Consider the following 24,769-nt stretch of genomic DNA (forward strand, 5'->3'; position numbering starts at 1 on the left):
CGCCTACCTTTTCTACAGATCCATCCGAAGGATAATGTATTGGTGGCATTAAGCGATCTGCCGGCAGGTTTTGTGGTAGATTTTGGTGGGCAACAGTTTGCTTTGCAGCAGCCTGTCAAAGCCAAACATAAATTTACGATAACAGATCTTGCGGTAGATGGAGAAGTATTTATGTACGGTGTCTTGGTGGGCAAAGTGAATGTGGCCTTGTCAACCGGGGAACTGATTAATACGGAAAATCTGCGACACGCCGCGGAAGATTTCCGTCTGGGTGAGCGCAAAATCGAGTGGCAAAAGCCAGATGTGTCGGCTATCGCTGATCGTACATTTGACGGTTTTCACCGCAGTAATGGCACCGTCGGGACGGCAAATCATTGGTTAGTTATTCCGTTAGTTTTTTGCGAAAATCGCAATGTATTGACGCTGAAGTCTGCTTTGGAAGACAAGTTAGGATATCGCGTGCAATCGTCCGATTATTCGAGCGAAGTAGATGAGCTAATCCGCCAATTTCGATCGGGCGCAGATATTGCTCAATTGCTAGACGCTGATCTATCCCCTACAGCGATAGACCGACAGCCGAATCGCGTATTTCCTAATGTGGATGGTGTTAAGTTTTTGAATCACGACATGGGCTGCGGCGGTACACGGATGGATTCGGATGCACTTTGTGGATTATTGGCAGGATATATCACTCATCCCAATGTGGCGGGTGCACCGTGCTAAGCCTTGGTTGTCAGCATGCGCAAGCCTCGATCTTACGTGAGGAAATTGCTAAGCGCGATCCTAATTTTGATAAACCGTTGTACATCTTTGAACAGCAGATAGAAGGTACCGAGCAACGCTTGATGCAAAACGCTATTAAATCCACGTTTGCCGGATTGGCGATGGCTAATCAAATTATGCGTCAACCTGCACCACTATCTAAACTATGTATCGGTCTTGAATGTGGCGGTTCGGATGGTTTCTCTGGTATCTCAGCCAATCCAGCCCTAGGATATCTTTCGGATATGCTCGTCACGTTAGGAGGATCTGTTATTCTAGCAGAATTTCCGGAATTATGTGGCGTAGAGCAAGAAATGAGTGATCGGTGTGTGGATGAACCAATGGCCGAAAAATTTATTCATCTGATGCGTACTTACAACGCCAAGGCCGAAGCTGATGGTTCAGGATTTTACATGAATCCGTCGCCTGGTAATATCCGCGATGGATTAATTACAGACGCGATCAAATCGGCAGGAGCGGCCAAAAAGGGCGGCACTTCGCCTGTGCAAGCAGTCGTCGATTATCCCGAAGTAGCTAATAAGCCAGGATTAAACCTACTTTGTACTCCAGGCAACGATGTAGAAAGTACTACGGCAGAAGTGGGTGCTGGTGCAAATCTGGTATTATTTACAACCGGATTAGGAACACCAACGGGTAATCCTATTGCGCCTGTGATTAAGATTGCTACCAATACGGCCACGTACAAACGCATGCCAGATATCATAGATTTCAATTGCGGAACTATTATCGATGGCGAAGAAAGTATTGCCGAATCGGCACATCGAATATTGGATTATGTGATAGAGGTGGCGAGTGGTCGCGAAGTCTGTAAAGCGGTAAAATTAGGACAGGATGACTTCATTCCGTGGAGACGAGGCGTATCCTTGTAAAATAGACAAAAATGAATACATTAAAAGATAAGTTAGCAGTGGTTACCGGTGGCGGTAGCGGAATAGGTAGAGCAATTAGCATGAGCTTTGCGGCAGCAGGAGCGGAGGTGCATATAGTGGATATGAACGAAGCGGTATCCAATGCCGTTGTACAGGAGATCGTTCATCTAGGTGGTCGGGCAGTGTATCATCAGTGCAATGTGACCGACCAAAAAGAAGTGTTAGATTTGGTTCAGCAGTTGGCTAAGATCGATATTTTGGTGAATAATGCCGGAATTGCTCATGTGGGTAACGTGGAAAAATGTACCGAATCTGATTTTGAACGCGTGTTTCAAGTAAATGTAAAAGGGGCATATAATCTTTTGTATGCCGTAGTACCCATTATGAAAGCTCAAGGTGGAGGTGTGATCCTTAATATGGCTTCGATAGCGGCATTGGTTGGTATCAGCGATCGTTTTGCGTATTCGATGAGCAAAGGTGCTATTCATGCCATGACCTTATCCGTGGCCAGAGATTATTTACAAGATCATATTCGTTGTAATAGCATTTCGCCAGCGCGGGTGCATACTCCCTTTGTGGATGGTTTTATACAAGCTAATTATCCGGGTCAGGAAGCCGAAATGTTCGAGAAATTGTCGAAATCGCAACCGATCGGCCGAATGGCTGCGCCTGATGAAATTGCTAAGTTAGCCTTATTTTTATGCAGCGATGATGCAGCTTTTATCACCGGTAATGATTATCCGATTGATGGCGGATTTATTAATTTGAACAATTAAAATAACATATATACATGCAGTTAATACGTTTTGGAGAAGCCGGTAACGAAAAAATCGGTATCAAAGTAGGAGAGAAGAATTACGATGTTTCGGCCTTCGGTGGCGATTATAATGAGCATTTTTTTGCCGAGAACGGACTTTCAAAGTTAGCAAAGTACGTACAAGATCAGGAGGGGCAATTGCCCGAAGTACCAGCTGATGTGCGGATCGGATCGCCGATAGCGCGTCCATCCAAAATTGTCTGTATTGGTTTGAATTACAAAGATCATGCAGAAGAAACTGGTGCCGCAATTCCGGCGGAACCTATCATTTTCATGAAATCTACCACATCTTTAGTCGGTCCTTTTGATCAAGTCGTAATCCCCAAGGGATCAGAGAAAACGGATTGGGAAGTAGAATTTGGTATTGTGATCGAGAAAAAAGCATCGTATGTTTCGGAGGCGGACGCTTTGAACCACGTGGCAGGATATGTATTGCACAATGATGTATCCGAGCGTGCTTATCAATTAGAGCGTGGTGGTACGTGGGACAAAGGGAAAGGTTGTGATACGTTTGCACCAATCGGACCGGTGTTAACCACTAAAGAAGAAATTCCCGATATCAACAACGTACGTTTGTGGCTAAAGGTAAATGGTAAAACTTATCAAGATGGAAATACCAAAAACTTAATCTTCAATGTGCCATTTATTGTCTCTTACGTATCCCAGTTTATGACATTGTTGCCAGGAGATGTGATCTCGACTGGTACACCAGCGGGTGTGGGATTAGGTTTTAATCCGCCGATCTATCTGAAGCCAGGAGATGTGATTGAACTGGGAGCAGATTACTTGGGCGAATCGCGTCAGGAAGTGATTGCGTATCGCTAAGAATGGAATTGAACCCCTTTGACTAAATCAAAACACGCATGAAGATAGATGCACATCAACATTTTTGGATTTATAACGCGGAGCGCGACAGTTGGATAACAGAAGAAATGAGCGCAATTCAGCGTGATTTTATGCCGACCGATCTGCGAGCCGAATTGCATGCCAATAAAATGGATGGCGTAATCGCCGTCCAAGCATCCTGTACGCTGGAAGAAACGCAGTTCTTGGTCGATTTATCTACCATGTATCGTATGATAAAAGGCGTAGTAGGATGGGTCGATCTGACAGCCGATGATGTGGAGGAGCATTTAGCGCGTTTCAGTGAAATGCCAATCATAAAAGGTTTTCGTCATGTGGTCGAAGCTGAGGCTGATCCTGATTTTTTAATGCGTGATGCCGTGCAAAGATCCATGAGCGCTTTGACGAAATACAACTACACGTATGATCTGCTGATTCGCCCGCGGCATTTTGCATCTACTTTGGCTTGCGTACAGCAACATCCAGATCAACAGTTTGTGCTAGATCATATGGCTAAGCCAAATATCAAATCTGGCGAGGCTGAAAGCTGGGCCAGCTTCATTGTCGATCTCGCCAAAAATCCCAATGTGGTGTGTAAAATTTCTGGTTTAGCGACAGAAGCAGACTGGGATAACTGGACGCTGACAGATTTTGCACCGTACATTGATCATGTGATAAATCGCTTTGGGAAGGATAGGATACTATTTGGATCTGATTGGCCAGTATGCCTGATCGCAGCCAGCTATAAAGAGAACAAAGAGATTATGTCGAGTAGAATTGGTGATTTTACACCGGAAGAAATGGCAGCTTTTTGGGGCGAAAATGCACGAAGAGTTTATAAATTTTAATGCATAAAAATGGATTTACATTTAAAAAATAAAGTAATTATAGTTACCGGTGGTGCGAAAGGTATTGGCAGAGGCATCGTATTGTCTTTAGCGAAGGAAGGTGCCATTCCTGTCATCGTAGGCCGAAGTGCTAGCGACAATCAATTGGTGGTACACGAAGTACAAGCATTGGGAGCAGAAGCATTGGCCATAGAAGCGGAGTTGTCGGATCCTGCCGCGTGCGAACGTGCGGTGCAGCAAACGATAGCGCAATATGGGCGAATTGATGGACTGGTAAACAATGCAGGTGTAAATGATGGAGTAGGATTGGCATCAGGTAATTACGACGCTTTTGTGTCTTCGTTACACAAAAATCTGGTGCACTACTACCTAATGGCCCACCATGCTTTAGATGCCTTAAAAGCATCTAAAGGAGCAATCATTAATATCAGCTCAAAGACAGCGGAGACGGGACAAGGCGAAACATCGGCATATGCGGCAGCAAATGGTGGTCGCAATGCGCTTACACGCGAGTGGGCTGTAGAATTGTTGCCCTTTCAGATTCGTGTAAATGCGATTATAGTGGCGGAAGCGGCGACACCGCAATACGATCGTTGGATTCAAACGCTGGATAATCCGACCGAAACTTTGAAAAAAATTACAGATCGTATTCCGTTGGGCAATCGTATGACTACTGCAGACGAAATAGCGGATATGTGCGTATTCCTGCTGTCAAATAAATCAAGCCATACCACAGGACAATTAATCCACGTAGATGGCGGATATGTACATTTAGACCGATCACTCGTTAGAGAATAGTAATCGCTCTATGGCGTATTTTGTTGCGCTGTTTGCGGATAATGGTAGCAGGTGATGACTGAACTACAATCGAGTTGAAAATAAATACGCTATAAATCAGTCGCTTTGGTTATAGATGATGATTTCATTTTGCAAATCAAGTTGGAGTCCCTATATTTGCATCACTTCAAACAAAGGAAGTAACCAGAGATGCCCAGATGGCGGAATTGGTAGACGCGCTGGTCTCAAACACCAGTGGAGCAATCCATGCCGGTTCGATCCCGGCTCTGGGTACAAAAGCCTGACAGTGATTACACTGTCAGGCTTTTTCCTTTTCACTTGAGATGCTTAACATCTTTTAACAAAAGCTAGATTAAACGTTATGCCCTTTTTCTACTCTATCTATACACAGTGTAGGTAGTAAGTAAGATAATAAGTAGGGTAGTGATTGATTATATGTTTTAAATGTGGGAAGTCTTGTCCGAGAGGACAAGACTTTCTTTTTGCTAAACCTTCGCAGCTTCGGCCTCGAAGATGTGATCGATCTTCCATTCGGCTTTATTCTTGGATGCAGCAACAGCTAAGCGATCGCAGCGTTCATTGAGCGGATGCCCTGCGTGCCCTTTTACCCACACCAATCTTATTTGGTGTAATTTGTAGAGCTGCATCAAACGCATCCAAAGATCTTTATTTTTCTTTCCTACGAATCCTTTCTGTATCCAACCATAAACCCATTTCTTATCGATGGCGTCGATGACGTACTTTGAATCCGAATAAATTGTAACTTGTTGATTGATAGATTTCAGTGCCTCCAACCCTATGATAACGGCAAGCAATTCCATACGATTGTTGGTCGTCTTGCGAAAACCTCCAGAATATTCCTTTTCGATCAGCTTTCCGTACAATTGTTCGTTATCGCCTTTGTAGACTGTTCTTAAAATAGTGCCATATCCGCCGGGGCCTGGGTTTCCGCTAGAAGCACCGTCTGTGTATAATTCAATCATGTTTTCAAATATACGGGTTTTTGTAACGCTGTATGTAGTGGCTGCGCTGCGTTTTGCGTCGCAGTTTCGGCTGTATAGCGGTCAAAGAAAGACCCGCTAATGATGGTGGCAATAAAAAATGCGTAGCTTATGGCTACGCATCTACGTTTTCATGTCCAATATGATGCAAGAATGCTTTTCTAGCCTAAGTACGACTTCAGAATTCTACTTCTGGAAGTGTGGCGCAAACGTTGCAATGCTTTGTCCTTAATCTGTCTTACACGCTCGCGTGTCAAGCTGAATTTTTCACCGATCTCTTCTAAAGATAATTGGTGATTGGATCCTAATCCGAAAAACAACACGATAATTTCGCGCTCACGCTCGGTTAATGTAGCTAATGAACGTTTGATCTCTTCGGATAATGATTCGTCGATTAGAGAGCTATCCGTATCCGGATCTTTGTTCTCTAACACATCTAACAATGTGTTTTCTTCCCCTTGTACAAATGGAGCGTCCATCGAAACATGTCTACCTGAATTACTTAATGTATCAGATACTTTATCTACTGTGGTTTCTAGGATATCTGCCAATTCTTCAGGAGAAGGTTCGCGTTCGTATTCTTGTTCAAGCTTAGAAAAAGCTTTACTAATTTTACTCAAAGAACCGACCTGGTTCAAAGGCAAACGAACGATTCTTGACTGCTCAGCGATGGCTTGTAATATAGATTGGCGAATCCACCATACCGCGTAAGAAATAAACTTAAATCCTTTAGTTTCGTCGAACCGCTTTGCCGCCTTAATTAGGCCTAAGTTACCTTCGTTAATCAAGTCACCTAATGTTAAACCTTGATTCTGATATTGCTTGGCGACAGAGACGACAAACCGTAGATTCGTTTTGGTAAGTTTTTCTAGCGCTACTTGATCACCCTCTCGGATACGTTGCGCTAAGATTACTTCTTCTTCCGCAGTAATTAAGTCTACTTTACCAATTTCGTGAAGATACTTATCTAACGATTGAGATTCACGGTTGGTAATGGATTGTGTAATTTTAAGCTGTCTCATCTACTATATTAAATGCCTTCCTTAATGAAATGTTTGCAAAAATACGAAAAATAACCGTAATATTTGCCAATATACCGATATTATACGTATTCAGAATGAGGAGATTAGAAAAGGTTTAGTAAACAATTACATCGTCAAAAATTGTTCCAAATTTTGTAAATGCAGGCGTTTATATTGTTTGAATGAAACAATCTCTCGCACATAGCTATTTCACTGCATTTTATACTTTCTCCCAATAATTGTGGTATGGTGAGAATTTGTACTAAGCGGTGCGATGCGCATTTAAGATTATGTTTTTAATATGACAGTTTGCTTTTTGTGCACCAGGTGCGGTACTTAGGCAGGTCTTTCTAGAAATTGATCTTAGTAGCATGTCGAATTTTTTGTGTTGAAGCTTTTCCAGACGGATTCGTTACCGCATGTAGAGACGGGGTTTCTGGATATTTCTTTATATCTTGATTTTTGAGGTAGAATTATAGGATGAGTAGGTACGAAGCTATTATTGTAGGTTCTGGTCCGAATGGGCTTGCTGCTGCTATTACATTGCAGCAGCGAGGACTCAGTACGCTCTTAATCGAAGGCGATCAACAGATCGGTGGCGGAATGCGTACGAAAGAACTAACATTACCAGGTTTTAAGCACGATGTATGCTCTGCGATACATCCTATGGCCATGGCTTCGCCTTTCTTTAACTCGTTGCCATTAGGGGCACACGGTCTCAAATTTCTTACGCCTAAGTACGCGGTAGCGCATCCTTTGGATAATGGTACTACTGCTTTTTTACATAATAATCTGTCTGATACAATTGCCGCTTTGGGCGCAGATGGCCAACGTTATCAAAGTCTGATCGAGCCAATCGTAGCAGATTGGGAATTATTGGCAAGAGCGATTATGGGGCCACTACGATTTCCAGAAAAACCATGGAAACTAGTCGAATTTGGTCTACATGCGCTGCAACCCGCGAGCTGGACGGCGCAACGTTTTCAAACCGATCAAGCTGCTGCGCTTTGGGCAGGGATGGCAGCGCACGGCATTCAACCTTTGAGTAATTGGACGACTTCGGCCATCGCCATGGTGCTGTCTGCTGTAGGTAACAAATATGGGTGGCCAGTGCCTATTGGTGGTTCGCAAGCTATTGCCAATGCTTTATTGAGCTATTATCAATCTTTAGGCGGACATTTGCAAACCGGAAGTTGGGTAACAGATACGGCCTCGCTACCTTCGTATAAACTCCTAATTCTTGATCTGACTCCAAAACAGTTGTTAGAATTGAAAGGACTAAACTTTTCGGCAGGATATGTTCGTCAGCTACAACGATTCCGGCAGGGCATGGGCGTTTTTAAAATTGATTGGGCACTTTCTGAAAAAACACCTTTTCGAGATATACGTTGTCAAGAAGCTGCTACGGTTCATTTGGGAAATACCTATGCAGAAATTGCGGCAAGTGAAAAAGCAAGCCACTACGGAAAAAAAGTAGATAAACCTTTTGTGCTCTTTACACAGCAAAGTGCATTTGATAAGCAACGCGCTCCAGATGGTAAGCATACGGGTTGGGCCTATTGTCATGTGCCGAATGGTTCTCCAGAAGATTATACCGAAGAGATAGAAGCGCAAGTCGAAAGATTTGCGCCCGGTTTAGAGACACGATATTGGCAAGACACACTTATCTTCCAGCACAATTGGAGGCCTACAATCCGAATTATGTAGGGGGAGATATTAATGGTGGAATTATGGATGTTTTCCAACTGTATACCAGACCTGTGCGTTCGCTAACACCATATCGGACATCAATGAATAATGTGTACATCTGCTCATCCTCAACCCCACCAGGTGGTGGTGTGCATGGCATGTCTGGCTATCATGCTGCAAAAACTGCGCTTGCAGATCATTATGGGATTAATTTGTAATTACTTACCGTAGGGTATTCATTTAACTATATGCTTGATCCCACATAAGTTGAATTTTTATGGTTGGTAGAGCAAGCCCTATTAAGCATTCAAATGACTTCTAAAAAAAATCATTTGAAAATTTGTAGTTAAAAAAATGTAGTTTTACTAAATTATAATCTAAGTCAATTATTCATGAATGCGCCACTTAACCGCAAAAACACTGTACTTATCGTACTGGTAGCCTCGCTAGGATATTTTGTCGATATATACGATCTAATACTTTTTTCAGTAGTGCGAATAAAAAGTCTTTCAGATTTGGGAGTTTCTGAAGATGATATGTTGCGTGTAGGAGCGATGATCATTAATAGTCAGATGTTTGGTATGCTTGTTGGCGGAATTTTGTGGGGTGTGCTAGGCGATAAAAAGGGCAGGTTGAGCGTTTTGTTTGGTTCTATTATTACCTATTCGCTTGCCAATATTGCAAATGGTTTTGTGACCAATGTGGATCAATATGCGGTCATTCGATTTATTGGTGGAGTAGGCTTGGCAGGAGAATTAGGTGCCGGGATAACGCTGGTGACAGAAACAATGAGTAAAAAATATAGAGGCTATGGAACTATGATTGTAGCTTCTGTGGGTTTGTTAGGAGCAGTGATGGCTGCTTTAATTAGTGCTCGCTACACTTGGCAAACGAGTTATTTCATTGGCGGGGGCATGGGCTTATTGTTGCTCACATTGCGTATTGGTTTGGTGGAATCTGGCATGTTCAAAGAGGCTACAGATAAAAATGTTCAACGTGGAAATCTGCTCATGCTTTTCAACAATTGGTCCCGATTTAAAAAATATATGTGCTGTATTTTGATAGGTTTACCTTTGTGGTATGTTGTAGGTGTACTTATTACCTTTTCGCCCGAATTCGGAAGAGCATTGAATGCTACAGGAATAATTGATGCTGGAAAGGGCATTATGTACTGCTACATTGGTATTTCTATTGGCGATGTGGTGGCGGGTTTACTGGCTCAAGTTTTACAATCTCGTAAAAAAGTGATGTTGAGCTTCATTATTCTTACTACCGTCGTAGTTGGCATTTACCTTAATTCTTTTGGGCTCACGCCAGAGGGGTTTATTATGCTTAGTTTGCTATTGGGTTTTGCATCGGGCTATTGGGCAACATTTGTCACCATAGCAGCAGAGCAATTCGGTACAAATCTACGGGCTACGGTCACGACGACGGTTCCTAATTTTGTGCGTGGTTCATTAGTAGCCATTACGCTAGGTTTTCAATATTTTAAAGATAAAATTGGTATTTTGGAAGGAGCCATGGTGATCGGGGCAATGACAGTCGTCATAGCCCTATTAGCTCTTAATCAATTAAAAGAAAGCTTTGGGAAAGATCTTGACTACGTGGAAGAATAAAAATTATTCTGCTGGGTTTTTTCTTAAAAAGCCTTTTTTTACGCCATCTTCTATTAAAGTTTTCGCATAAGTCCATAGCGTCTTAGCACCTTCTTTGATTACGCTTTTTTTGGCAAATACTTTGTCGTAGTGCACGCCTGGCTCTTTCCACGTTCCACCATTATTTGAGCTGTTTTGTAATAATGGTTCTAGGCGATCCATCGCTCGTGCAAACTTGGCTTCTGGCGTTTTTCCAGCTTCAAATTCTTCCCAAATTTCTAGTAATTCTGCGGCAGTATTTTCTGGCAGTAATCCAAAAATTCGCTGTGCTCCCAGGCGCTCTTCTTCCGTATTTTCATGATTTTTCTCTGTATCGTAGATGAAGGTATCACCCGCATCGATTTCTACGACATCGTGCACAAGCACCATCTTGATCACCTTCAATATGTTTATCGGCTCATTGGCATGCTCGGCGAGTACGATAGCCATCACGGCTAAATGCCAACTGTGCTCTGCGCTATTCTCGCAACGATCACTATTGAATAGCTTTGTTCTGCGTTGTACGTATTTTAATTTATCGATCTCTTTGATAAATGCTAGCTGTTTGGTTAAGTTATCTGGTGTCATGAAATTACGAGTATAATAGAAATAAATAGCAGGAGAATGCTTTACGTGCTTTTGAATTTGCGCTAAAGAACACGCACAATTTTCATAAATCTTCTTTGATAGCTACCTTCTAGATTCGTTTCGGTCACGGCTTGCGCTTTGCCAGAGCTAGCGTGTATAAATCGTAAACCTTGACTATCCGTGTTGGTCAGGACAATGCCGACATGCCCAATACGGCGATTGGCAGGATTGGTGCCCGTAAATAAGATGATGTCGCCCGCTTTTGCTTCTTCCAGAGAAATATCTGCTCCGGCTTGCCCCATGCCAGATGAACTTCTGGGTAAGCTGATTCCAAATTCCTTAAAAACAAAGTAAACGAAGCCGGAGCAATCAAAACCACGTTTTGGATCTGCTTGTCCGTATTGATACTTGACACCCAAAAATTTTCTAGCAAATACAATCAGATCGTCTTCTGCTGAGCGATTGGATTCTTTCGTTTCCAAAATAGCCGCATTCTGAGACGTGATCAGCGAGGGTTTTGTTCTATTTTTTGTGGTCCACGGTTGATGATATTCAAAAAATAAACCCATCAAGCAAGAAATAGTAATAAGATGTGCTACTTTCATTTGGGCAAAGCTACGGAAAATGACCTAATTGCATCACTTTAGTTCTATAAAACGTTAATCACGAGGTGGTTAAGTGTGCTTGCTAAGAATTTAGCGCGTTCCCGTAGCGTAGCAAAGCTAAAAGATGACAATGTTAGATCCTGTATGATTGGGCTAATTAATTTGAGTATCTTCGCAAGCTCAAGTCCAATACCATGCGATTGCCTAAATTGTTAATTCTATTATTACTTTTAACCCTATCCGGTGCCTGCACTGAGCCAATCAGTAATAAAATAATAAACCAGATCAATAGCGCACTTATGCACGAAAGATCTGGAGCTGATAACGAACGATCAGACGCAGCCTTATCAGTGATCAAGCCGGCAAATTCGAGAGAAAACGCCATGCTTGATATCGTGAAAATGGTGCGAAGTGAGCAATTAAATGCCAACTATCAGATGCAGATTCAGCCAAGTACAGAACAAGTGCTCAAACAGGCAGATTCTCTGGCGTCAAAACTTGGATATGCCAGTTTAACCGTTTGGGTCAAATCTCAAATAGGTTTTTACTATTATCGTCATACCCATCTCGAGCGGGCTTTGCCCTATTTTTTGGAAACTTCAAAATATTTAGCAGAATCACATACTACAATCGAGTTAGATCCTGTTGACTGTCTTATCAAAAATGCATATTTCTATGGCAATGTTGGTGACCATCAATTAGCAATACAAAATTTGGAGCAAGCGCTATTGGCGCAGCACATCGCTGAAAAAGATACGGCAGTTATTGAATACAGTTTGGGATACGAATACCTGTTACTGAATGATACTATCAAAGCAAAAGAGTATTTTATAAAAGCCAAAGCTAGTGCAAAAACGTACGATCCCATTCGCTATGCGAAGGTGTTGGGTGAGCTCGCAGTCATAGAAAAAAAACAGGGAATATGCGGCCGCAGAACAACTTTTATTGGAAGATATTGCATTATCAGAGCAACATGAAGATAAACGTAATGCCATGTTTGCGCAGATACGACTCAGTACATTGTACCTAGATATGCAGCGCTGGGATGAGGCAAAATCGCTATTATTAAAAGCAGAAAGTTTTGCCGCTGATAAAGATAATCTTTTAGGTTTTCAGCGAGATATTTTGTTGCTCAAATTGCAATTGTTTGAAAGTATAAACAACCATGATGCACTGCTTGACCTGTACAAACAACTACGTCTGGTAGAAGAACAGCTCAAATATACCGATGCTCCGACGCCGTGAAAAATGTGAAGCTAATTCTTTTGCGCGAGCAAGCAGAATGGAACAAAAAAGCGCAGGAAACCAAGTTGCAAAAATCAAATCTAATAGGTATAGCTTTATTGGTGATCTGCACCTTACTGCTGCTATTAACGGTGTTATTGCGCATATCCAAAGTACGAACACTACGTTTGCAGCATGCCGTTTTCGAAAGTAAAATCGCTACGATATCTTTAGCCAAATACAAATCTGAAGACCGATACGCACAGGTGCAGCAAACGATTAAATCCTATAGAAAGTTTATCGAAGAGCGTAATGCGGCAATAGATCATCTCAAAGAAGAGGTAAGCAAGCTAGAAAGTGCTACTACAAGCATCCACGTAGCACAGCGTGAAAAACTGCAAGATTTACTGTCAGAACATTTGATGAGTGAGGATAATTGGTCACGTTTCAAACGCGTATTTTTCGCCGAGTATCGCGAATTTTACGATCATGTGATACAACACTTGGTAGGCATAACAGAATCGCAATTACGCATCGTACTGCTACAGAAAATTGGCGTCAGCAACCATGAAATGGCGAATTTGCTGGGAGTTGGTCAAGAATCTATTCGTAAAGCAAAACACCGACTTCGCAAGAAATATGGATTAGCTTATGATGATTGCTTCCAGATCCATACAAATCTAGCCGCCGAGCAGTATTCTACTCAATAATTTAATATATTTGGAATTATCGCTGCCAACTAGCATGATGTCGCAATATCAAAAAGCAAAACTGAATTAGTAATGATGGAAATTCTTTTAATTGAAGATGATACCGCCGTCGTATCGCTAGTTCGTCGTGGTCTGGCAGATCCAAATTTCAATATATCAGTTGCACTATCCGGAACATCTGGTCTTGATATGGCGCTCTCTAATGTTTACGATCTCATCATCTTGGATATTATGCTTCCTGGTATGGATGGCCTCAAGGTTTGTAAACAAATTCGCGAACACGGTCGCCAAGTTCCGGTGCTAATACTTTCAGCCCTCGATCAGCCAGAAGATATCGTAGATGGATTTGAGAATGACGCAGATGATTATCTGACCAAACCATTTAACATGACGGAGCTCAAAGCACGAGTCAGTCGCTTCCTGAGAAAGAAAACAGATAGTAAAGAAAAACTACAGCCAAACACTTTATCATTAGCCGATTTGCACCTGGATTTGGATAGTAAAAGTGCGAAGCGTGCCGGAAATCCAATCGCGTTAACAGCCACCGAATTTCGGTTACTAGAGTATCTGATACGCAATGCCAAACGTGTAGTATCTCGTATGGATATTCTTGAAAATGTATGGCATATGGAATTTAATCTTAGTACCAATGTCGTCGATGTGTATATCAATTATCTGCGCAACAAGATTGATAAAGGTTTTGATAAAAAGCTATTGCACACAAAGGTAGGCATGGGATATATCTTAAAAGACCCCGATGAAGCTACAAACTAAGATTATAGTACTATTTAATCTCATTTGTTGGGTGCTTATCGCAGGTTTTGCGGTATATATATCGTATTTCACACGCGATAGCTTGCGTACTAAATTTTTTCATCGACTAGAAGAGAATGCTCAAATCGTAGGCAAGCATACGATTGAAGAAGCAGAGCATATTAATGAAATTTATTACGAGATAATGCGCACCTATCTCCGGCAATTGTCTGCTGGTAAAGACTACATTATTCGAGTTGATAAGCGTTTTTCGGACGTGGTTGCAAAGCCTGATTTGCCATTGCCTACTCATTTCTATCGCGATGTAATTACAGACGGCAAAGCGCAGTATATGGATCGAGATACCGCCTATTTTGCATTGTACTTTTCCGATCCCGATGCCGACAAAAATTTGATTGTCATTTCTTCTGGCAGAGATAATTATGGATTAGCTGAGCAAGTTAATTTAGATCGTACATTATTAAATGCCGCAGGCGTATGTATGCTGATTGTTGCGCTAATCTCTTATTTATTTGCCCGGCATATCATTAAACCTATTGCTACCATTAATCAAGAAATCAATAAAATCAGTATCACAAATCTACACCTAAGAATAGCCAGCCCAAATAAGGCGTATGATGAGATAGCTAGATTAATAGAAAGTTTTAACCAAATGATCGAACGTCTAGAAGTATCCGTAAACTCGCAGAAAAGCTTTGTGGCAAATGCCTCGCATTCATTTAGAACGCCGCTAACGATCATAAAAGGTGAAGCCGAGCTTGCTGTACAAGTGCCAGGGCTAAATAAAGATTCAATGCAATCTTTATTGCGTATCATCAATGAGACGGATCAAATCATCACCATGATTAATAATCTATTGATGATAGCACGGTCAGGTTTGGAGGATAGCAAAAAAGATTATTCAAATGTACGGTTAGATGAAGTGTTGTTTCGCGTACTGAGCTCGGAAAGTAAAGCGAGCGGCCATCCTTCCATCTATTTGGATTTAGCAACTACGCCGGAAGTAGGGGAAATGTTAGAAGTTTTCGGGAACGAAAATTTATTATTTATCGCCCTTAGTAATATTGTGTCCAACGCCTGCAAATATGGAAAAGAGGCAGATGTAATCATCTCGCTCCAAAGTCAACCAACAGAATTTGTGATAGACATAAAAGACTATGGAGTAGGCATTCCATCAAGTGAGAAAGATTATGTCTACGATTCCTTCTTTCGAGCAAGTAATGTTCGTAACATCCAAGGAACGGGATTAGGTCTTTTATTAGCGAAAAATATTATAGATCTGCACGACGGAAACCTGTTTATACATTCTGTGGAAGGAAAAGGTACACATGTCAGCGTGGTGCTGCCTAAATTAAATAAACTCTAAGACTATTTTAATCTTGTTCTTACCACATTCTTAGGAGTGTAAAGTATACTTGCTAACACGCGTACTTTACATTCCATAATGAAGCACCTTTTAGCACTTTTCTTTATTAGCATTTTGGCATTACCTGTTTGGGCACAGGATGATCGTGAGGCATTGATTCCCAAATTAGGCCTCAATCAGGTAGATACAACCGCCGCACGAGAAAACGATCGATCTCAATTGTTCAATTTTGATTTCCTGATGCGCTCCGCTTTTGACGCGGACAATCTAGGAAGGGAAGATGCATTAGCGCGCTTTAACTTGGAGGAAGCCCGGATTCTATTTCATGGCGATTACAACGATCGATTATCCTACAATATTCGTTTTAGACTCAATCGCTCATTCAGCCAATCTGGTTTAGATAATTCATCACAAGCATTAGATTTTGCTTTCATGAAGTATAAGTTTGGCAAAAACAACGACTGGGCAGTTACCTTGGGTAAACAAAGTGCCATGGTAGGTTCGTACGAGTTTCAGAACAATCCAATTTACGAATTCCTTTTTACAGATTACGTCGACAGAATTTTGAATCTTTTCGTTGTCGGTGGCAAGCTATCATATGATCTTAATGCCGATCACAGCTTTCATGTGCAAATGTACAATACGGTCAACAATACGTTTGACACACATTTGGCCAACAATGGTTTTGTTGCCGGTGATCTTCGGCGGGCTAAAGCGCCAATTGGTGGTTATTTGACGTGGATAGGTGCTTTTGCAGATCAACGTTTTCATACCAAGTGGTCATATAATTTAGCACAATTTGCTGAAGGTAAACCAACACAAGCTATTTCGTTAGCTAATAAGTTTTTGACGGATAGGCAGATGGTTTATTTAGATCTACAATATTCTCACTTGGGTGTGGATCATGCACTTATTGCTTCAAATGCCATCAATGACTTTTATTCTTATACTGGGGCAGCTCGTCAGCTTGCTCAAAATATTGTGTACAAATCTGCTGTCTTGCGCTATGATCAATTTCTCACGGATAAATGGGAGTTGGCATTGAAAGGTGCTATTGAAACGGCGGGTAGCGGTGATGATGATACTTTTGGCAAAGATTTTCGTACCAACTACACCTATTTTGCCGCGCTGCAACACAAACCTTTTCCTAATCAGGATTTACGTTTTTATCTAGGATACATTGGCAATAATGTCACTTATGCTGATCGCTTAAATTTAGATCCCGTTCAATTTAGTCGAATTGCTGTAGGAGGGTATTTTACCATTCCGATTTACTAATAAATGGTCACACAGGTTTTTATCTAATACATATATACGATGCAATTAACACCAAGAGAAACTGAAAAGTTGATGCTGCATATGGCGGGAGAGCTCGCAGCGAAGCGCCTAAAGCGTGGGGTGAAACTCAATTATCCAGAAAGTATAGCCTACATCAGTGCAGAGCTTATGGAGAAGGCGCGCGATGGAAAAACCGTAGCCGAATTAATGGAATGGGGCACCAAACTATTAAAACGTAAGCAGGTGATGGAAGGTGTGCCAGAGATGATTCACGACGTACAAATTGAAGTTACCTTTCCTGACGGCACCAAGCTGGTAACTGTACACGATCCTATTCGATAACATAAAAAAGATACATATGGTACCTGGAGAATATTTTTTACAAGCGGCAGAGATCAAAGCCAACGTTGGCTACCGCACCACGACTATTGCTGTAGCAAATACAGGTGATCGCCCGATTCAAGTGGGATCGCATTATCATTTTTTTGAGGTAAACAAGGCCTTGGATTTCGATCGCGAAAAAGCGTTTGGTATGCGGCTTAACATCCCAGCAAGTACTGCGATCCGTTTTGAACCAGGAGAAAAGAAAGATGTCATCTTGGTCGAAATGGGTGGAAATCGCGAAATATTTGGTTTCAATAGTCTTACCAATGGTAAGTACACCGACGAAAAGGTGAAAAAAGCCGGAGTCGGTAAAATGAAAAAACAGAAGTATAAATCAACACAGTAACACCAAAAATTCGTATACTATGGGTGAATGGAATAGAAGAGACTGGATTAAGATTGTAGGACTTGCATCTGCCAGCATTGCTACCACAAAGTTAAATGCTTTAGGATTAGAAAAACTTGGCTTGGATAAAGCATCAATCCGTTATGAGGACGGCGAGTTGTATATTCCGCGAGATAGATATGCCTCGTTATTTGGCCCAACAACGGGAGACCGAGTACGATTGGCCGATACCGAGTTGTTGATTGAGATTGAAAAAGATTACGCCATCTACGGAGAAGAAAATAAATTCGGTGGTGGCAAGACGATCCGCGATGGTATGGGACAATCGGCCCGCGCATTGAGAGATGAGGATGTACTTGATTTTTGTATTAATAACGTCATTGTTATTGATCATTGGGGTATAGTAAAGGCCGATGTGGGTATCAAAGATGGTAAAATTGTCGGTGTAGGAAAAGCCGGGAATCCAGATACACAAGACGGAATAACTCCAGGTATGATCATTGGCGCTTCTACAGAAGTACATGGCGGCGCTGGTATGATTCTAACTGCTGGTGGTATTGATACGCATATTCATTTTATTAGTCCTACACAAATCGAAACCGCCTTGTATAGCGGTGTTACCACCTTTATCGGCGGTGGTACTGGACCAGCTGATGGTTCAAATGCGACAACCGTAACTCCGGGCAAGTGGCATATACACAAGATGCTAGAAGCCTTTGAAACTTTGCCTATTAATGTCGGTATTTTTGGTAAAGGAAATGTGTCGACGACACGTCCAATAGAAGAGCAAATTGAAGCTGGAGCTTTGGGCGTAAAGATTCACGAAGATTGGGGCGCTACACCAGCAACAATCGATGCTGCACTAAAAGTTGCGGATAAGTACGATGTACAGGTTGCTATCCATACTGATACACTTAATGAGGCGGGCTTTTTAGAAGATACTGTTGCAGCAATAGATGGCCGAGTAATTCATACTTTCCATACTGAAGGAGCAGGAGGAGGACACGCGCCAGACATTATAAAAATTGCGATGTATCCAAACATCCTCCCTGCGTCAACCAATCCGACCAAACCTTTCACCGTGAATACGGTCGATGAACATTTGGATATGTTGATGGTAGTACATCACTTAGATAAGAGTGTAAAAGAAGATGTCGACTTTGCTGATTCTCGTATTCGTCCTCAATCCATCGCTGCAGAAGATATTCTTCAAGATATGGGTGTATTCTCGATTATGAGTTCTGATAGTCAGGCAATGGGCCGAGTGGGCGAGGTAATTTCGCGTACTTTTCAAACGGCTCACAAAATGAAAATCCAGCGAGGACCTTTAGATAAAGATAAAGGTACAGGTAATGACAATTACCGTGTAAAACGATACATTTCAAAATACACAATTAACCCAGCCAAGGCGCATGGTATTGATAAATATGTCGGCTCGATAGAAGTCGGCAAACATGCTGATTTAGTTCTTTGGAAGCCCGAAATGTTTGGCGTAAAACCCGAAATGATTATCAAAGGTGGGATGATTTTGGCAGCAAAAATGGGAGATGCTAATGGATCAATTCCGATGCCTCAGCCTGTACTTTACCGTCAGATGTTTGGAAATTATGGAAAGGCGATGAGCAATATTTGTTTCAATTTTGTATCCAAAGTATCTATCGATAATGGTACAATTGCCTCGCTTGGTCTTGCCCGTAAAAGTCTTCCTGTAGAAGGATGTCGTACGGTTATGAAAAAGGATATGGTTCATAACGATGCGACCCCAAACATTGTGGTCGATCCAGAAACATATGATGTAACTGTAGACGGAGTTCTAGCAACCTGTGAACCACTGGCTGAGTTGCCAATGGCACAGCGATATTTCCTGTTTTAATGATTTTGGCGACAGAGGTTTTAGGCAATACACATACGGAAACGTACCTTTTGCAAGATTTGGAAAAGGATTATCTTGAGTTAGATTGGTTCGATTTAGATAAGGGTGTATTGCGTAGGACTACCGTTGCTGGGCGCGAGATCGGTTTTAAAAATAACCAATCTAAACCGCTGAAGACTGGGGATGTGCTGTACGTACAGCATGATTTCTGTGTCGTAGTACGTGTGGTGCCTTGTCCCTGTCTGTTCATTAAACCAAGAAATAGCTTGGAGATGGCCAAAATTTGTTTTGATATTGGCAATAGGCACGTGCCTATTGCAATTCAATCAGCAGATCAGATTGTGGTAGCGTATGAAGCCCCGCTCCATCATCGATTTCAAAAACAAGGCTATATCGTGGAGCAACGGGAAGCTGTACTGGAGCAATTAAAAACCCTGAAAATACATCAGTGGACACGTAAAACAAAGTTTAAAGTAACCTTATCAAAAAACGTAAATGAATCCATTATTGACCTTGCTACAAATCAATGATTCCGTATTTCCGATAGGAGCTTTACGCACTCATATGGTTTGGAAACTTATATCCATAAAGGAATAGTGCATAACAGTGCTACCACGAAAACCTATGCGAAAAGGATGTTGCGGTACAATATGTATTATAATGATGCCGCATTTTTTACCAAAGCCTGGCAGTTGTGCGACGGTAAGTTTTCTAAAGTCAAAATGCTTTCTCTAGATCGATTAATTAGTTCGTTCAAATCGCCTTATGAAATCCGTCAGGCTAGCAAAAAGTTAGCAATACGCTTTCTGAAAGTGGTGGATGGCTTTGGCGCCGTGCGTCGTTGCAAAAGTTATTTCGAGGCCATACAAACTGGTGAGGCCGGAGGGCATTATCCAATTGCTTTTGCGATGTATGCACATTCGCAAGGCATCTCGTATGAGGATGCGCTGAGTGCGTTTTATTATAACACGCTAAATGGTATCGTTACGAATTGTGCCAAGTTGGTACCTATTAGTCAGATGGACGGTCAACAAATATTGTTCGACTTGCAAGGATTAATTCAGGAATTAGTAAACAGCCAAGCAGATATGGATGAAGATATGCTTGGCAATTGTTGTGTAGCGCAAGATATGCGCTGTATGCAGCATGAAAAATTATATACCCGAATCTATATATCATAGAAAATAGTATGGAAAGAAAATATGTGAAAATAGGCGTTGCAGGACCTGTGGGCTCTGGCAAAACAGCGCTAATCGAGCGATTAACTCGTCAGATGGCTACAGATTACAGCATCTGTGTGGTCACTAATGATATTTATACACGCGAAGACGCGCAATTTCTACAAAAAAACTCAACACTACCTGCAGAACGAATTGCTGGCGTAGAGACTGGCGGGTGCCCACATACGGCTATTCGCGAAGATGCCTCTATGAATATCGAAGCAGTTGAAGAATTAGTATCCCGTTTTCCCGATACAGAAATTGTTTTTGTAGAAAGTGGAGGAGATAATCTTACAGCTACATTTAGTCCGGATCTGGCCGATCTGACCATTTTCGTTATTGACGTAGCCGAGGGCGAAAAAATTCCTCGTAAAGGAGGTCCTGGAATAACGCGGTCAGATCTTTTGCTCATTAATAAAATAGATTTAGCTCCGTACGTACATGCCGATCTTTCGATCATGGAAAGCGACACCAAACGGATGCGTGGAGATCGACCATTCATTTTCACGAATCTAATGACACTGCAAGGCCTCGAAGATGTAAAAAGCTGGATCAAAAAAAATGCTTTATTAGAAAACTAAAAACCAATTGATGGAGAGCAGGATCAATATTAATGTAGAACGGGACGAAAAGTATAGCGTGTTAAAGGAAAGCTTTCATAATGCCCCTTATAAACTTACGCATTACGGAGCACCTCGTGCTCAGGCACATTTAGAAATGATCATTATGAGCGCCTCACCTGGTATCATGGACGGAGACCGGCTAACGATCAATGTCGATATGAAGGCAGGAGCTCATATGAAGCTGCATACTCAGTCGTTCAACAAAGTGCATCCGGCAAAAACAGGTTCATTTCAAGATACTTTTGTTAATTTAAACGAAAACTGTATATTGCATTATGTTCCGCATCCGATAACGCCGTTTAAAGGTTCGATTTTCAAGGCAGAAAATAAAATCGAGATGGAAGCTTCCTCGACATTGATTTGGGGTGACATATTGGCTGCAGGAAGAATTTACATGAACGAAGCTTTTTTATTCAATAAAGTACATATGCGTACCACATTGTTTAGGGATAATAAGCTAATTTTTACCGATAACCAATGTCTCAAATCTGCAGAGCAGCCAGTATCCGATATGCTATTTTTTGAAGGCTATACGCATCAGGCTACTTTTATTTATTCTAGCCCTTATGCCGCAGGTATGAAACAAGAGATGGACGAGATTCTAGCTGGCGAATACGAAGATATATCCTTCGGATTTACAGATGCTGGTGAAGATACTATTCTATTGCGTGCACTAGGTGATAATGGCGAATTGTTATACAATTTTCTATCTATGTTGGGGCAAATGTGCTGGGAGTACACTCAACACCGGCAAGCTTCGATAGTAGCAGAAGAAAATACACAGAATAAAGCTGATGAAGAAAGTGAAGTTATCGACGAAACGCTGTCTTCCACAAAAAAGAAATCGGTCGTAGCAAGAAAAAGGCAAAAGAGATCTAATGCAGCGTAGTTAGTAAGACAGTAATCAATATGCATGAAACAGGGATAGTAGAAGAAATCTTCGACACGCTGCAGCAGGAGTATCCAGATCGCTACAAATTAATAGTGAAAATCCAATTAGAGGCCGGATTACTTAGTAATATCCAGCCCATATTGATTCAAAATGCTTTTGAAGCCTACGTAATTGATCATCCGCAGTTTGCGGATGTAGAGTTGGAGGTGAAAGTATTATCAATACATGCTTTTTGCACGAACTGCAAAGAAGCATTTGAAGTGCTCTTCCATCGTTTTGTATGTCATTGTGGTACACCATCTAGCCAAATAATACAAGGAGAAGAGTTGAGAATTAGTCAGGTTATATTTAAAAAAGATGCTATATGAGTAATACAATTAGCCCGAAGAGCAACCAGATGCCAGTAGGCTCTGTACAATGTGAGAATACTTCGCTTAACTTGCTGAAAGCTAATGATTTTGTGGCCAAAGCTATCCGCGAGCGATTGAGTGACATCTGTGTAATCAATATTTGTTCGTCACCAGGTAGCGGCAAAACAACGCTTATGCAAGAAACGGGTAAACGATTAGGCAAAAAAATCAATATCGCCGTTTTGGTGGGTGATCCAGAAACAGAACGTGATGCAGTACGAATGCGTGAAGTCGGAATCAACGCTTTACAAATTGTCACTGGCGGTATGTGCCACATAGAAGCCAAATGATTTTACAAGCACTAGATCACATCAATTTGGATAATGTTGATCTACTATTCATAGAGAACGTAGGAAACTTGGTATGCCCTGCAGCATTTGACTTAGGAGAAGATTATCGCGTAACACTATTGGCTGCGACAGAAGGAGACGATAAGCCAAAAAAATATCCACGTATGTTTTTAACTAGTGAAATGATGGTCGTCTCGAAGGCAGATTTACTACCATATGTGCCCTTTTCAGTAGATGCAGTAACCAAAGATGCGCGCGAAGTAAATCCAAATCTCGAAGTGATCTCCATCAGTAGTCTGAAAGGAGATGGTTTGGATCAATGGTGTGATTGGTTGCAAGAGAAAGTGAATGCCAAAAAATCAGCAGCTTCAGTTTCTTAAAAAACTATGCTACAAATAACAGATGAACAGCTGGACATCGATTTGACGCATTTGCGCGAAGAACAGCTCTGCATCGAATGGTTCGAGGCAGGGAGATCACTCATAAAGCGCAATACGGTACAAGGAACTGAAGTTTGCTTGCAGCGCCGCCTTCACAAATACCTGAATGATGGCCAAGTGATCTATAGTAATGATGATATGTATATCAGCATCAGTACGCTCGCATGTCCTTGCATGGTATTAACCAGCAATGATGCGGATACCATAGGAGATTTCTGTTACGACGTAGGAAATCGGCATCTTCCCGTATTTTATGTCGAACATAATACATTTGGAGTAGCATATGACGCACGACTTTACGAAGCTCTGTCTGCAAAATATGGCGTGAATATTCGTTTAGAAAATAGAAAACTTATACCAAATCAAGCCTTACAGCAATTCTAAGAATGGCAAGCAATAGTATAAAAAACAAAAGTTGGATGTCGGTGAAAGAGGTAGGTTTAATACATTTCTTTGTAGTACTATGCGTCATCATATCGCTGGCAGTTGGCTGTGCACAAAAAGGAGAATCAGGTGCAGCTGCTAGCCAAGTACGTGCGACCGATGCGCGAGGAGTGGAAATTGTATTGCCACGCCATGCAGAACGCGTCGTCGTACTGTTTGAACCATTTGTTGATGAGATGTATATGCTTGGTGCAGGAGATAAACTGGTGGGAATACCACAGCAGGTGTATCAAAATTCCTCTTCGTATTATTATTTATCGCAGTTAGATCCGCGAATAGCTAAGAAATCGATTGCAACGCCCACTTTTGGAGGAAGATCGACTCATGTAGAAAAGGTGATAAGCCTACAGGCCGATCTAGCCATTGTCTATGAGTATGATATCGAGACCATTGCGCAGTTGGAAGGCTTAGATATTCCTGTATTCGTTGTGTCTAGCAAAGATAAAGCCCATATTTATGATGAACTTATCAATGTCGGTAAACTGATAGGAAAGAAAGAGCGAGCAGAAGATATCGTCAATTATGTTAATAATGCGATTGAAAAAATTGGAAGTGAAGTAGAAACTGTTAAAAAAAGTGTGTACTATGGTTGGTCCAAAGGTCGAGTATTTTCTACGTCAGGTCGAGGTTCGTTGGTGGATCTCGCTATTCAGGTTGCTGGCGCAGTAAATGCTTGCCCTTTAGAAATGGAAGCACCAAATGTAAGCGCAGAATCGATTTACAAATGGAATCCAGATATGATCGTCTTATGGAATTCTGATGTGGAAGACGTGTACCGCCTAGCGGAGTTGGCGGCGCTTCCTGCAGTAGTAAATAAACAGGTTTTTGCTATGGAACCTACTTTCTTCTTCGATCCGCACACCGTAAAATTTCTTTTATTTGCAAAACAGCTCCGGCATTGGGGATATCAAGACTACACTACTGACCAAGATTTTAAGGATGCGTTGCAAGAAATTGTAGATTTCTTATATGAAAAGAAAATGAGTATAGAATAAAAT

Annotated in this window: 29 protein-coding genes, 1 tRNA gene and 1 pseudogene; 27 read left to right on the top strand and 4 right to left on the bottom strand. The window is 41.6% G+C overall.

What is annotated here, in order from left to right:
* Positions 1-47 precede the first annotated feature (47 nt).
* From A0125_RS05755 to A0125_RS05780, 6 genes and pseudogenes are all read left to right on the top strand, one after another.
* Positions 48-1,649 (top strand): annotated as a pseudogene (locus A0125_RS05755) (UxaA family hydrolase); the annotation flags it as partial.
* Between the two features lie 14 nt (positions 1,650-1,663).
* On the top strand, positions 1,664-2,428 hold the full coding sequence (locus A0125_RS05760) for an SDR family NAD(P)-dependent oxidoreductase (RefSeq protein ID WP_066753488.1): 765 nt from the start codon (positions 1,664-1,666) through the stop codon (positions 2,426-2,428).
* A gap of 14 nt (positions 2,429-2,442) precedes the next feature.
* Positions 2,443-3,294: a fumarylacetoacetate hydrolase family protein gene (locus tag A0125_RS05765; RefSeq protein ID WP_066753490.1), complete on the top strand. Its 852-nt coding sequence runs from the start codon at positions 2,443-2,445 to the stop codon at positions 3,292-3,294.
* 38 nt (positions 3,295-3,332) lie between these two features.
* On the top strand, positions 3,333-4,160 hold the full coding sequence (locus A0125_RS05770; protein WP_066753492.1) for an amidohydrolase family protein: 828 nt from the start codon (positions 3,333-3,335) through the stop codon (positions 4,158-4,160).
* 9 nt (positions 4,161-4,169) lie between these two features.
* Positions 4,170-4,958: an L-fucose dehydrogenase gene (locus tag A0125_RS05775; RefSeq protein ID WP_066753495.1), complete on the top strand. Its 789-nt coding sequence runs from the start codon at positions 4,170-4,172 to the stop codon at positions 4,956-4,958.
* Between the two features lie 191 nt (positions 4,959-5,149).
* Positions 5,150-5,231 (top strand) — tRNA-Leu (locus A0125_RS05780).
* Positions 5,232-5,443: 212 nt separating this feature from the next.
* Here the strand turns inward: A0125_RS05780 and A0125_RS05785 are convergent.
* Both A0125_RS05785 and A0125_RS05790 read right to left on the bottom strand, forming a co-directional pair.
* Positions 5,444-5,941 carry a ribonuclease H family protein gene (locus tag A0125_RS05785; RefSeq protein WP_066753497.1) on the bottom strand — a complete coding sequence of 166 codons (498 nt, stop codon included), beginning with the start codon at positions 5,939-5,941 and terminating at the stop codon, positions 5,444-5,446.
* A gap of 179 nt (positions 5,942-6,120) precedes the next feature.
* Positions 6,121-6,981 (bottom strand): sigma-70 family RNA polymerase sigma factor, encoded by an 861-nt coding sequence (locus A0125_RS05790; protein WP_066753499.1) that lies wholly within the window; start codon positions 6,979-6,981, stop codon positions 6,121-6,123.
* A 480-nt stretch (positions 6,982-7,461) separates the two neighbouring features.
* Between A0125_RS05790 and A0125_RS05795 the strand changes: the two genes are divergently transcribed.
* The 3 genes from A0125_RS05795 to A0125_RS05800 all read left to right on the top strand — a co-directional run bounded on the left by A0125_RS05795 (position 7,462) and on the right by A0125_RS05800 (position 10,286).
* Positions 7,462-8,688, top strand: coding sequence for a phytoene desaturase family protein (locus A0125_RS05795; protein WP_317038800.1), 1,227 nt, complete (start codon positions 7,462-7,464; stop codon positions 8,686-8,688).
* On the top strand, positions 8,631-8,888 hold the full coding sequence (locus A0125_RS16510) for a hypothetical protein (protein WP_317038801.1): 258 nt from the start codon (positions 8,631-8,633) through the stop codon (positions 8,886-8,888). The genes A0125_RS05795 and A0125_RS16510 overlap by 58 nt, the downstream gene beginning before the upstream one ends.
* 174 nt (positions 8,889-9,062) lie before the next feature.
* Positions 9,063-10,286 carry an MFS transporter gene (locus tag A0125_RS05800; protein WP_066753501.1) on the top strand — a complete coding sequence of 408 codons (1,224 nt, stop codon included), beginning with the start codon at positions 9,063-9,065 and terminating at the stop codon, positions 10,284-10,286.
* 3 nt (positions 10,287-10,289) lie between these two features.
* Here A0125_RS05800 and A0125_RS05805 read toward each other — a convergent pair whose 3' ends face one another.
* Together A0125_RS05805 and A0125_RS05810 are read right to left on the bottom strand one after the other, a co-directional pair.
* Complete coding sequence (locus A0125_RS05805) at positions 10,290-10,892, bottom strand: HD domain-containing protein (protein WP_066753510.1); 603 nt, start codon at positions 10,890-10,892, stop codon at positions 10,290-10,292.
* 62 nt (positions 10,893-10,954) lie between these two features.
* Entirely contained in the window at positions 10,955-11,461 is a 507-nt protein-coding gene (locus tag A0125_RS05810) for a C40 family peptidase (RefSeq protein WP_197464803.1), read from the bottom strand.
* 335 nt (positions 11,462-11,796) lie between these two features.
* Between A0125_RS05810 and A0125_RS05815 the strand changes: the two genes are divergently transcribed.
* The 18 genes from A0125_RS05815 (at position 11,797) to A0125_RS05900 (ending at position 24,766) form a co-directional block, all read left to right on the top strand.
* Complete coding sequence (locus tag A0125_RS05815; RefSeq protein ID WP_156472431.1) at positions 11,797-12,474, top strand: hypothetical protein; 678 nt, start codon at positions 11,797-11,799, stop codon at positions 12,472-12,474.
* Between the two features lie 16 nt (positions 12,475-12,490).
* Entirely contained in the window at positions 12,491-12,742 is a 252-nt protein-coding gene (locus A0125_RS05820; protein ID WP_066753523.1) for a YfgM family protein, read from the top strand.
* Positions 12,743-12,747: 5 nt separating this feature from the next.
* Entirely contained in the window at positions 12,748-13,431 is a 684-nt protein-coding gene (locus A0125_RS05825; protein WP_156472432.1) for a helix-turn-helix transcriptional regulator, read from the top strand.
* Positions 13,432-13,503: 72 nt separating this feature from the next.
* Positions 13,504-14,205 (top strand): response regulator transcription factor, encoded by a 702-nt coding sequence (locus A0125_RS05830; RefSeq protein ID WP_197464804.1) that lies wholly within the window; start codon positions 13,504-13,506, stop codon positions 14,203-14,205.
* On the top strand, positions 14,189-15,571 hold the full coding sequence (locus A0125_RS05835; protein ID WP_066753531.1) for a sensor histidine kinase: 1,383 nt from the start codon (positions 14,189-14,191) through the stop codon (positions 15,569-15,571). Before A0125_RS05830 ends, A0125_RS05835 begins: the two co-directional genes overlap by 17 nt.
* A gap of 78 nt (positions 15,572-15,649) precedes the next feature.
* Positions 15,650-16,849 carry a porin gene (locus tag A0125_RS05840; RefSeq protein WP_066753533.1) on the top strand — a complete coding sequence of 400 codons (1,200 nt, stop codon included), beginning with the start codon at positions 15,650-15,652 and terminating at the stop codon, positions 16,847-16,849.
* Positions 16,850-16,888: 39 nt separating this feature from the next.
* Positions 16,889-17,191 carry an urease subunit gamma gene (gene ureA / locus A0125_RS05845; RefSeq protein WP_066753535.1) on the top strand — a complete coding sequence of 101 codons (303 nt, stop codon included), beginning with the start codon at positions 16,889-16,891 and terminating at the stop codon, positions 17,189-17,191.
* Positions 17,192-17,207: 16 nt separating this feature from the next.
* The gene (gene ureB / locus A0125_RS05850) at positions 17,208-17,579 is read left to right on the top strand and encodes an urease subunit beta (RefSeq protein ID WP_066753544.1); all 372 of its coding nucleotides are present in this window, start codon (positions 17,208-17,210) and stop codon (positions 17,577-17,579) included.
* 19 nt (positions 17,580-17,598) lie between these two features.
* The gene (ureC, locus tag A0125_RS05855; protein WP_082784920.1) at positions 17,599-19,452 is read left to right on the top strand and encodes an urease subunit alpha; all 1,854 of its coding nucleotides are present in this window, start codon (positions 17,599-17,601) and stop codon (positions 19,450-19,452) included.
* On the top strand, positions 19,452-19,982 hold the full coding sequence (locus tag A0125_RS05860) for an urease accessory protein UreE (protein ID WP_066753547.1): 531 nt from the start codon (positions 19,452-19,454) through the stop codon (positions 19,980-19,982). The genes ureC and A0125_RS05860 overlap by 1 nt, the downstream gene beginning before the upstream one ends.
* 66 nt (positions 19,983-20,048) lie before the next feature.
* Entirely contained in the window at positions 20,049-20,633 is a 585-nt protein-coding gene (locus tag A0125_RS05865) for an urease accessory protein UreF (RefSeq protein WP_231863139.1), read from the top strand.
* An 8-nt stretch (positions 20,634-20,641) separates the two neighbouring features.
* Positions 20,642-21,253 carry an urease accessory protein UreG gene (gene ureG / locus A0125_RS05870; protein WP_066753549.1) on the top strand — a complete coding sequence of 204 codons (612 nt, stop codon included), beginning with the start codon at positions 20,642-20,644 and terminating at the stop codon, positions 21,251-21,253.
* 10 nt (positions 21,254-21,263) lie between these two features.
* Positions 21,264-22,184, top strand: coding sequence for an urease accessory protein UreD (locus A0125_RS05875; protein WP_066753551.1), 921 nt, complete (start codon positions 21,264-21,266; stop codon positions 22,182-22,184).
* A 20-nt stretch (positions 22,185-22,204) separates the two neighbouring features.
* Positions 22,205-22,555 (top strand): hydrogenase maturation nickel metallochaperone HypA/HybF, encoded by a 351-nt coding sequence (locus A0125_RS05880; RefSeq protein ID WP_066753553.1) that lies wholly within the window; start codon positions 22,205-22,207, stop codon positions 22,553-22,555.
* Entirely contained in the window at positions 22,552-22,887 is a 336-nt protein-coding gene (locus tag A0125_RS16360) for a GTP-binding protein (protein WP_066753556.1), read from the top strand. The genes A0125_RS05880 and A0125_RS16360 overlap by 4 nt, the downstream gene beginning before the upstream one ends.
* On the top strand, positions 22,884-23,267 hold the full coding sequence (gene hypB / locus A0125_RS15345; RefSeq protein WP_066753559.1) for a hydrogenase nickel incorporation protein HypB: 384 nt from the start codon (positions 22,884-22,886) through the stop codon (positions 23,265-23,267). Before A0125_RS16360 ends, hypB begins: the two co-directional genes overlap by 4 nt.
* A gap of 6 nt (positions 23,268-23,273) precedes the next feature.
* Entirely contained in the window at positions 23,274-23,711 is a 438-nt protein-coding gene (locus A0125_RS05895; protein WP_066753560.1) for an urease accessory protein UreE, read from the top strand.
* 35 nt (positions 23,712-23,746) lie between these two features.
* Positions 23,747-24,766 (top strand): ABC transporter substrate-binding protein, encoded by a 1,020-nt coding sequence (locus tag A0125_RS05900; protein ID WP_082784954.1) that lies wholly within the window; start codon positions 23,747-23,749, stop codon positions 24,764-24,766.
* Positions 24,767-24,769 lie beyond the last annotated feature (3 nt).

Source organism: Sphingobacterium populi (assembly GCF_001586775.1).
In the GTDB taxonomy this organism is placed as follows: domain Bacteria; phylum Bacteroidota; class Bacteroidia; order Sphingobacteriales; family Sphingobacteriaceae; genus Sphingobacterium; species Sphingobacterium populi.